6 protein-coding genes are annotated in these 9,914 nt (G+C 38.1%); 3 read left to right on the plus strand and 3 right to left on the minus strand.

Translation table 11 applies throughout. From position 1 onward, the window contains the following. The first annotated feature begins 78 nt into the window (after window positions 1-78). The 3 genes from D0T60_RS09590 to D0T60_RS09600 all read left to right on the plus strand — a co-directional run bounded on the left by D0T60_RS09590 (window position 79) and on the right by D0T60_RS09600 (window position 6,606). Window positions 79-1,572, plus strand: coding sequence for a TolC family protein (locus D0T60_RS09590; protein ID WP_163217960.1), 1,494 nt, complete (start codon window positions 79-81; stop codon window positions 1,570-1,572). Further along, on the plus strand, window positions 1,572-4,889 hold the full coding sequence (locus D0T60_RS09595; protein WP_163217961.1) for an efflux RND transporter permease subunit: 3,318 nt from the start codon (window positions 1,572-1,574) through the stop codon (window positions 4,887-4,889). The genes D0T60_RS09590 and D0T60_RS09595 overlap by 1 nt, the downstream gene beginning before the upstream one ends. A 547-nt stretch (window positions 4,890-5,436) precedes the next feature. Then, on the plus strand, window positions 5,437-6,606 hold the full coding sequence (locus D0T60_RS09600) for an ATP-binding protein (RefSeq protein ID WP_163217962.1): 1,170 nt from the start codon (window positions 5,437-5,439) through the stop codon (window positions 6,604-6,606). 12 nt (window positions 6,607-6,618) lie between these two features. Here the strand turns inward: D0T60_RS09600 and D0T60_RS09605 are convergent, their stop codons facing one another. The 3 genes from D0T60_RS09605 to D0T60_RS09615 form a co-directional block, all read right to left on the minus strand. Further along, complete coding sequence (locus D0T60_RS09605; protein WP_163217963.1) at window positions 6,619-7,287, minus strand: hypothetical protein; 669 nt, start codon at window positions 7,285-7,287, stop codon at window positions 6,619-6,621. A gap of 20 nt (window positions 7,288-7,307) precedes the next feature. Then, window positions 7,308-8,984, minus strand: a complete 1,677-nt coding sequence (locus D0T60_RS09610; protein WP_370524406.1) for an O-antigen ligase family protein — start codon at window positions 8,982-8,984, stop codon at window positions 7,308-7,310. Window positions 8,985-9,109: 125 nt separating this feature from the next. Then, window positions 9,110-9,550, minus strand: a complete 441-nt coding sequence (locus D0T60_RS09615) for a hypothetical protein (RefSeq protein WP_163217965.1) — start codon at window positions 9,548-9,550, stop codon at window positions 9,110-9,112. Between the last annotated feature and the right edge of the window lie 364 nt (window positions 9,551-9,914).

A 9,914-nucleotide genomic window follows, 5' to 3' on the forward strand; every position in this document is an offset into this window, starting at 1 on the left:
CAAAACCCTCATCTGTTTATTGAAAAATAAATAGTAACCCAATTTTCGTTAGAAATTAATTAAATGTACTGTATTTGCATGAAGAACAAAATACTATTTAATGTTAGTGTAGTCAGCCTGATATTTTCGTTAAGCGCTTCTCTGCATGCGCAAACCAAAACCCTCACCCTCCTCAAAAGCATCGAAATCGCCTGCGACAGCTCCTTGCAAGCATTTAGCTCCAAGAACCTCTACTTAGCCCGTTATTGGGAATACCGCACATTCAAGGCTGGCAGATTACCCTCTTTAACCCTGAATACCAATCCATTACAATATAGTAGAGAGATTATCAAGGAATATGATTCTAAGGACAATATGAATTTCTATCGTAATCAGCAAGAACTATCATCTTCCGCTCAATTATCCATCAGTCAAAATGTAGATTTGACAGGGGGTACTGTTTATTTAGAGTCATCATTGGGCTTTCTGCGAACTTATGGGGCGGAGACTAAAAATCAATACACTACTGTGCCGGTGCGTTTAAGATATTCGCAGTCATTGTTTGGCTTCAATAGCTTTAAGTGGGAGAAGAGGCTGGAGCCTTTGAAGTTCGAGAAGGCAAAGCGACAGTTTTTATATACCAAAGAAGAAATATCCGAAACAGTTATCCGGTATTTCTTTAACCTGGCCATGGCTCAAAAAGAATATGACCTGGCCTTGGAGTATGTAGCTTCTGCCGATACACTATATCGGATAGGCATGGAACGACAAAAGATAGTAGCCATCTCTCAAGCCGACTTGCTGACCCTTGAACTGGACGCTGTAAATGCAAGAAACAGCTTGCAAAACAGCGAGATGAGCCTGAAAAGAGCCATGTTCAGCCTGGCATCTTATTTGAATATGGACGAGGATACGCATATTACACTTCAACTGCCCGAACGCCCCGGCACCCTAACCATAACAGCAGATGAGGCTTTGAGGTATGCACAGGAGAACAATCCGGACTACCTGAGTTATAAACAAGAATTACTCACCGCGGAAAGAGAGGTGGAGTACACCCGTAAGAATTCTAATTTCAGTGCCAGTCTGTCGGCAAGTGTCGGGTTTAATCAGTTTGGAAATACGCTTTCTCGTGCCTATCAGGATTTCTCTCAACAGAATGTATTCGGCTTGTCGCTTTCTATTCCGTTGGTAGACTGGGGCATTCGAAAAGGAAAAGCCAACATGGCCCGGAATAATTTGAATGTAACTAAACTTTCTATCCAGCAGCAGTATGTGAAACTGGAACAGGATATTACCATGACTGTAGGCGACTTTAATACCCAGCAAAACCTGATAGCCAGTGCCGAAAGAGCCATGAAACTGGCAGATCAGGCTTACAATGTAACCAAACAGCGGTTTATCATTGGGAAAGCTGACTTGAATAGTCTGACGCTGTCTCAAAACAGACAAAATACAGCTCAAAAGAATTACATATATGCTTTATCTAATTACTGGCAGAACTACTATAAGCTCAGGAAGTTGACCCTGTTCGATTTCGAGAAGAATAAAACCCTCTCTTTTATGTTTGATGCCCTAATGAATATCCGTTGATGAGTACACCTGCCACTAAAATATCATCCTTTTCCATTATTCTGGTTTTCGGTTGCCTGATGGTGTTAGGGCTCTTTCTGGCTCCGCAACTTCCCGTCAAGCTGAATCCTTCGCGTAAGCTGCCGGTTATTCATGTTTCTTTTTCCATGTACGGGCAATCGGCACAGGTAGTGGAAGCGGAGGTAACCTCCAAGCTGGAAGGAATGATCAGCCGTATGAAGGGAGTCGAGAAAATCAGCTCTCACTCATCGAACGGGTGGGGGAGCATAACGGTTCGCCTGTCTAAACATGCTAATCCCGATATGTGTAGGTTCGAGGTTTCTACCATTATCCGGCAGGCGTGGGCTACATTGCCTTCGGGGGTTAGTTATCCTTCTATTTCATTATCGGGTACGAGTGAAGAAGTGAACCGGCCTTTCCTCACATATACAATCAATGCACCCTTTTCTCCTATCCGGATTCAGGAGTATATCAGCGAGAATCTAAAACCTAAAATAGCCGAGATAAAAGGAGTGGATAAGGTGGATGTAAGTGGTGCAGGAAGAATGATTTATCAACTGGAATATGATTATAAGCGACTACAAAACCTACACGTTTCTGTAAATGATATTCGTTCCGCCATTCAGTCTTATTTAACGAAAGAATTTCTGGGAATAGGTCGTATTATGAACGAAGATCAGAAAGAACAGTGGATACGCATCGGGTTAACCTCTGATTATACAGATCGAAAGTTTGTGCCCGCCGAGATACAGATTCGAAACAATGAAGGACGAATTATCTATCTGGATCAACTCGTGGCGGTATCTTATGTAGAAGAACGTACCTCCAGCTCTTTCCGTATCAACGGACTGAATTCCATCTATCTTTCTATAACTGCCGATGATTTTGCCAACCAACTGCAATTGGGCAAACAGATTCGTTCGTTGCTGGATGAATATCGGGAAACCCTGCCTGCGGGCTATGAACTTCATCTATCTTACGATGCCAGTGAATACATTCAGGAAGAAATGAGTAAAATCTATTTCCGTTCGGGACTCACCATCTTCTTGCTGTTATGTTTTGTTTTGCTGATTTATCGTAACCTGAAATATTCATTCCTCATACTATTTTCACTCATCGTTACTTTAAGTATTGCTGCCATCTTTTACTACTTCCTCCGGTTGGAAATGCAAATGTTTTCTTTGGCAGGACTCACCATCTCCTTGACCTTGATTATCGACAATGTGATTATTATGTCGGATCAGATTATAAACCGTGGCAACAAAAAAGCTTTCTTCTCTATTCTTACAGCTACCTTGACCTCTGTAGGGGCATTGTCTGTCATACTTTTTATGGACGAGAGTGTGCGGGCTAACTTGCAGGATTTTACGTGGGTTATTATCATCAACCTGAGTGTGTCCTTATTCGTAGCCTTGTTTTTGGTGCCTGCTTTGATTGATAGGCTTCAGCTTACAAAACGAACAAAGAAAAAGAAAAATGAACACAGAGACACAAAGGCACAAAGAATATATAAAAACTCTGTGTCTTCGTGTCTCTGTGTTCCATTTATTTGCAAGCGAAAAATAAGGAGAGAGAAAGTAGTCATTGGCTTTAACCGGGTATACGAGAAGATCATTCGCTTCATGTCTCGCCGGAAAAAGTGGTTTGCCGCCGTACTCATTTTGGCATTCGGCCTGCCTGTATTCCTGCTTCCCGACCAAATTAAGGTGAAGCATACAAAAGGCTTTTTCGCTTCGGGTGCACAGCAGGAGTTAGGCTTTTGGGGAAACCTGTATAATAATACCTTAGGCTCTGCTTTCTATAAAGACCATGTAAAGCCGGTTACCGACGTGGCATTGGGGGGCACCATGCGTTTGTTTGCACAGAAGGTAAGAAATGGCTCTTATTCGTCGGGCGATCGGAGCGAAACCTCTTTGAATGTAGCAGCCTCGTTACCTAACGGTTCTACCTACGAGCAGATGGATGCATTAATCCAAAAGATGGAGAAATATATAGCTCATTATCCCGAAGTCAAACAGTTCGAAACGCATATAGAGAACGGACGAAGGGCTTCTGTTCGCATCTTATTTACGAAAGAACATCAACGAAGCTCTTTCCCGCATTTGTTGAAAAGTCGTCTTATCACCAAGGCTACCGAATTGGGAGGTGGTAGTTGGTCGGTGTATGGCGTGGGAGATGGATTTAATAATGATGTGAAAGAGCAGGCAGGCTCAATGCGCATCAAGCTGTTGGGCTATAACTACGATCGGCTCAATGCTTTTGCCCGCACCATGCAAGATTCGCTTTTGCAATATCGAAGAATCAAAGAAGTTATTATCGACTCCAAATTCAGTTGGTTTAAGAATGATTATACAGAGTTTGTTTTCGATTTGCAGAAGGAGCACCTTATACAATCTGATATTCGAACCAATGACCTGTTCCACTCCGTAATGCCTCTGTTTGAGAAAGGCGTACATGTAAGCGACTGGGTGCACGACGGAAAAGTAGAGCCTATCAAACTATTTGCCAAACAGGCAACCGAAATGGATATCTGGAACTTGGAGAACTACCCCGGAGCTACAGGCGATAAGCCTTTTAAGCTATCGGGCATGGCAACCATCGAAAAGTGGATAGCACCGCAAAGCATTGCCAAGGAAGATCAGCAATACCTTTTATGTTTGCAATACGAATATATCGGTTCTTACCAGATGGCTCATAAGGTAATGCAGCGCACCATCGATTCCTTTAACGCGCAATTTCCATTGGGTTATAAGGCAGAAAGCGAATCCTCGTATTATTGGTGGGGAGATGGCGGCGGACCTAAACAGTATCTTTTGTTATTCATCATCATAGCCATTATCTTTTTTATGACGAGTTTTCTGTTTAACTCTGTTAAGCAGCCTTTCGTTGTTATTTTTATTATCCCGGTATCGTTTATCGGTTTGTTTCTTACATTCTATCTGTTTGATCTGAATTTCGATCAGGGAGGCTTTGCCGCTTTTATATTGTTGGCAGGCATCACAGTGAATGCGAATATTTATATCCTGAATGAATATAATAACATCAAAGTTGCCCGTCCGGGTTTAAGCCCGATGAAGGTATATATAAAAGCCTGGAATGCCAAAGTGATTCCTATTTTCCTAACCATTGTTTCAACCGTACTTGGCTTTATTCCTTTTATGATAGGGGTGTATAAAGAGGCATTCTGGTTTCCGCTTGCCGCAGGCACAATGGGCGGACTGATCTTTTCGTTTTTTGCCATCTTTTTCTTTTTGCCGGTGTTTATGGGGGTGGGAGGAGATGATAAAAATTCATCAGTCTCCTTTCCCCTCCCATGATTTTATTTTTTGCAAATTTGCCAGCACGCCAGCACGGAGGGGTTGTATCTGTCTGAAATCGAGTCAGTTAGCCCGTGCTGGCAAGCGTGTTGGCAGGCGTGACGGCAAATTTGCCAGCACGCTTTAAAATTGATAAAAATAATAGATTGTAATTGCATAGTAATCCCCTTGTTACCTATAATTAGTTGGTACCCAGTATAATTCTATTTGTTTTATACCGGAAAACAACTTGTTTGCTACCAGCAAACAATTAGTTTGCTACTATGAAACAACTTGTTTTATAGCTTTACACAATTTGAAACAAGTAATAAAACAAGCGGTTTTATGCTATAAATGTACCAATCGGCACTACTTTTTGGAGGCATATAATTGTGTAATAACCGGGGTTTTTGGTGGGTAATGCTGTGTTTTCTGCGAATTTTATGATAAGATTGATAGGTGTAGCCCATTTATATAAGAATATGTATTGCACTACCATAGTGCAAAAATAAGTGGAATTTGCACTTTGATAGTGCAATATTGCTATCTTTGTGAAAAAAGAGATTATATGGATAAGTTGTTTGAATATTCCCATAAACTAATAAAAGGAACGGATACGCGCTTCCTGCGCTATATGTATGATGAAATCAACTGGCAAAGTCGTATGATTGGTCTTACCGGTCCTCGTGGGGTTGGTAAAACCACTCTTATTCTTCAATATATTAAACAAAGTCTGAATCCTGCCGAAACATTATATGTAACAGCAGAGGATTTTTATTTTGTAGACCATAGGTTCACTGAGTTAGCAGATACCTTTGTTAAACAAGGTGGTAAATACCTGTTTATAGATGAAATTCATAAATACAAAGACTGGGCAAAAGAGCTAAAGCTCATTTATGATTATCATAAAGACTTGAATGTAGTGTTTACCGGTTCCTCGGTTTTGGATATCAAAAAGGGTGCTTCCGATTTGAGCCGTAGAGCTGTGATGTACAATATGCAAGGCTTATCTTTTAGAGAATACTTGCAGTTGTTTCATCATATTTCTGTAAAGGTATATTCGCTGGAGGATGTATTGCAACATAGAGTGGAGATATCCGATTCACTGCGTCCCTTGCCTCTTTTCTCAGATTATCTAAAGAGGGGGTATTACCCGTTTGCGTTGGAAGAAGATTTTGAGTTACGCCTAAGGCAGATTATCAATCAAACGTTGGAAAGTGATATCCTGATGTATGCCAATATGAATGTAGCGACAGGAAGAAAATTAAAGCAATTACTTGCTATAATATCTAAAAGTGCTCCATTCAAACCCAATATGAGTAAAATAGCAGAAATGCTATCTGTTAGTCGTAACAATATTGCAGACTATTGCCTATATATAGAAGAAGCAGGTATGATTGCTCAGCTAAGAGATAGCACTGGCGGTATTCGAGGACTGGGTAAAGTAGATAAAATATATTTGGATAATGCCAACCTTATTTATAATCTTGCAGACGACATTTCTAATATTGGCAATATCCGGGAGACTTTTTTCCTGAACCAAATGCGTGTTAAATATGATGTACTTTCATCTTCTTCTGCCGATTTTTTGATTAACGATAAAACGTTCGAAGTGGGAGGCAAAGGTAAAGGGCAGAAACAGATTAAAGATATTGAGAATGGATATGTTGTAAAAGATGATATTGAGAACGGGTATTTGAATGTGGTGCCGCTATGGCAGTTGGGGTTGGGGTATTGATTGCGAAGTTGATCACCACCACACCTGCTCTCCATTCTCATAAGTAAAAATCCGTTCTTCTTTTACCGCTTCGCAAGCATTGAAAGCTGCATTTTTAAGCAATAGGGAATATTTGTGCTTTTTAATATTCTCATTACAATAGTCACGAAAATAGTCACGCCAATTGTCGAATATTTGTGCTTCACAGCTTTTATAAGGAAGAATATATTCGCAAAATTCATCGAAATCAAGATGTTGCGACCACTCTCCATTCAACCAGACATCAAAAGATCGGTCGATATTTTCAATAAGATAATTGGCTTGCATAATTTGGATGTCAGGAATGACTTCCATTTTTTGGTTGTATTCTTTCGTTATCTGTCGAAATAACCTATCTTTTATGTCTATATGTTGATCTTTGTATATGTCTGCAACAGAATCCAATTGTTGATAATATCTGTTTATATAGAAAGAATCTTTATATGAGTAGTGTTCCGGCATGTTTTCAATTAGGAAACAAGCAGCTTTATATTTTAAAGTGTCTTCCGGATGTTGACTGTAGTGTGATAGTACTTTTTCTAATTCATTTCTGTTTTCTCCCGCCATTATTAAAGCATTTTCCAAATCACTTGTTTTTTTATTGCATGCATATAATAAGATCGAATAAACGAAAATAATAGCATAAAGAATCGATTTTTTCATGGAAGATGTAATTTTAAATATTACTCACTTAGTTTATATATAGTGTTTTTAATATAAGCTTTCATTTTGATGGATGCTGTGCTTTCTTTCTTAATTTTCCGGCTCAACACTTTTTCTCCAATCTTTTTCATATTTTGGATGTCTCCCTTCTCTTGATATAGTAGGAAAAGTTCGTAGTTTGGAATGACTAATGATGGGTTCATGTTTGATGCAAGGATAAAAGATTGCTCAGCCTGATTAAAGTTATTTAGTTCTTTGTAACTTTTACCCAGTTCGCATAAACCATTGGGTGATGGGTATAATTCAATATAATCCTTTATAAGGTCTATCCTGTTTAAATTACCAACTTTACTGCCGATAAAAAAGTGATATTTTCTTAATAAGATGATGTCATATTTGATTTTCTCATATTGCTCTTTATGAATGGAAGTTTGCGACTGAAAAGCATCTTCCAATTCTCGGTAATCGCTCTGTGTCTTTATACCATAATATAACCCGAATAACAAGACGGGGAAAGCAAGTATTTGCATCTTTTTATTACTAACTCCAACAATGCTTTTATCAACTGAAATAGCTATAAAAAATGATAGAAATAAAAGTAAGCGAAGATCAGAGAGGGGATATGAGAAAAAAGCGAATATACAGAAAGTCAATAAAAATCCTTTCTGTTTTTGTAATGAGGATGAAACAGGTCTATATACAAAGATAGAGAGCAATATTGCGATCAAGAGTATAAATCCGAATAGCCCTTGCATCGTTAAAATGGATAAGTATTCATTAAATGGTACAGATGGACTCCCTGCTACATCTGCATATTGAGATTCTTGATTTTTAGCGAAAAAGGCAGCCTGATAATATGGATATTTCTCTTTGAACATCCCGACCCCATGTCCTATTAGCGGCTTATCTTTAAGCATTTCTATACTGCATTTCCATATAAAAAGTCTTCCATCTGCCGAAGCTTTTTTATATTGATAAATGAGAAAAATGATACTAAAAGCTAAGATTATACACCCAATTTTTAAAATAATACTTCTTTTGAAGTGATACTTCATCCAAATAACCGGTTTATATGCAGAATTCAATACAACATAAAAACAACCGGCTATGGCTGCCATCCATCCGGATCGGGAATCAGTTAGGATGAGTGCGTATAATAGTAGGATTGCTGCAATAGATAAAAGTAATATGTTGCTTTTTTTTAATGTTTCTGTTAAGAAATAAATGCATATACAAAGCGAACATGCAATAAAACTTCCTGCGAGTGCCGGGTTGAAGAATGACCCTGTAGCATTAAATATAAGGTGCTTACTTTCAAATAATCCATAGTGTTGCAATAGGATGTAGACTGCTTCTATTAATCCTGAGAGCATACCTATATATAATCCGATATTTTTTTGTTTTCCTGTCATTAAACGGATAGATGCATAGAGTAAGATTACCGAAAAAGATGAAGCAAGAAGAATTTCGGAACAGGGTGTGGGCGAACTAAAAAAGCATTTAGCAAGGTGTATCCGAAATAACAAATGATTAATATATCTGTGAGAGTGAATTGTATCGGCTTTTTGTGTATTGCATACGAAAAAACAGAAATAACGAATAAAGCAATCGAAAGAAGAAAATACCATGATAACGCAATATGCTCTGATAAGATATTGGTATGAAAAAGGTGTGGCAGAACTAATAGCAAACACCATAAGGCCGTTTGAAATATATTTGGTGTGTAAGCTATTATTTGTAAAAAAGGATTCATTGAATAAATCGTTTGTGATTGAAAGCGGACATATCGAAAGATTGTCCGCTTTTATAGCCTTCCAGAAAGTTATTTCTGGTATGTTAGATCAAATTCTTTTGTGCAACTCTTGCTATATTCATCTCCAATGGAATAATCAACAACTAAAGTCAAATGTATTTTCTTAGCTATAGAGACATCAAAGAAGTTTGAATGTAACTGATAGGTATATGTCCAGGTTTCTTTTCCTTTAATTATTAATATTCGTCTATTCCCAACAGATAGAGGATGCGAATATAATATTTCATCTTGATCATCTTTATAATCAACTCTTAGATAGCTTCGGTTGTCAACCCTATGTCCATCATTGAGTATAATCATAGCTTCTGATGTGTTGTTTTTGATTTTCAGTTCTAACTTAGACCCTGGAAGACTCTTCATCTCGACTTCAAAGTCTGCTACTTGTGCACTGCTATTCAAGGATAATAATCCTTGAATAAATAGAAGCACAAGTAACATTTTTATTTTCATAATAATATAGATACTTTATTTAAAATAAGGTAGTTCACTCGTTTTTATAAATCTTTTACCTTTTCCATCAGTAATAAAATAATCAAGAACAAGTGTGAGATGCATTTTCGAGGATGTTGAGACATCAAAAAGATCTGAATGTAAACAATAAGTATGAGTCCAAATCTCTTTTTTAGGAATAACAACTAATCGTTCTTCTCCTATAGATAATATTTCGGAGTAAATGATTTCATTCAGATTGTTTTTATATTCAATTTTCAAATAACTGGCGAAAACGGTTGATATCCACCCACAAAAAACGGTGATACCCGTTCACTTTCCTGTCTTATACTGATGGCGATGTAAAATTAGTCTTTTTCTTCTA

Source organism: Bacteroides sp. 224, assembly GCF_010500995.1.
Lineage (GTDB): Bacteria > Bacteroidota > Bacteroidia > Bacteroidales > Bacteroidaceae > Bacteroides.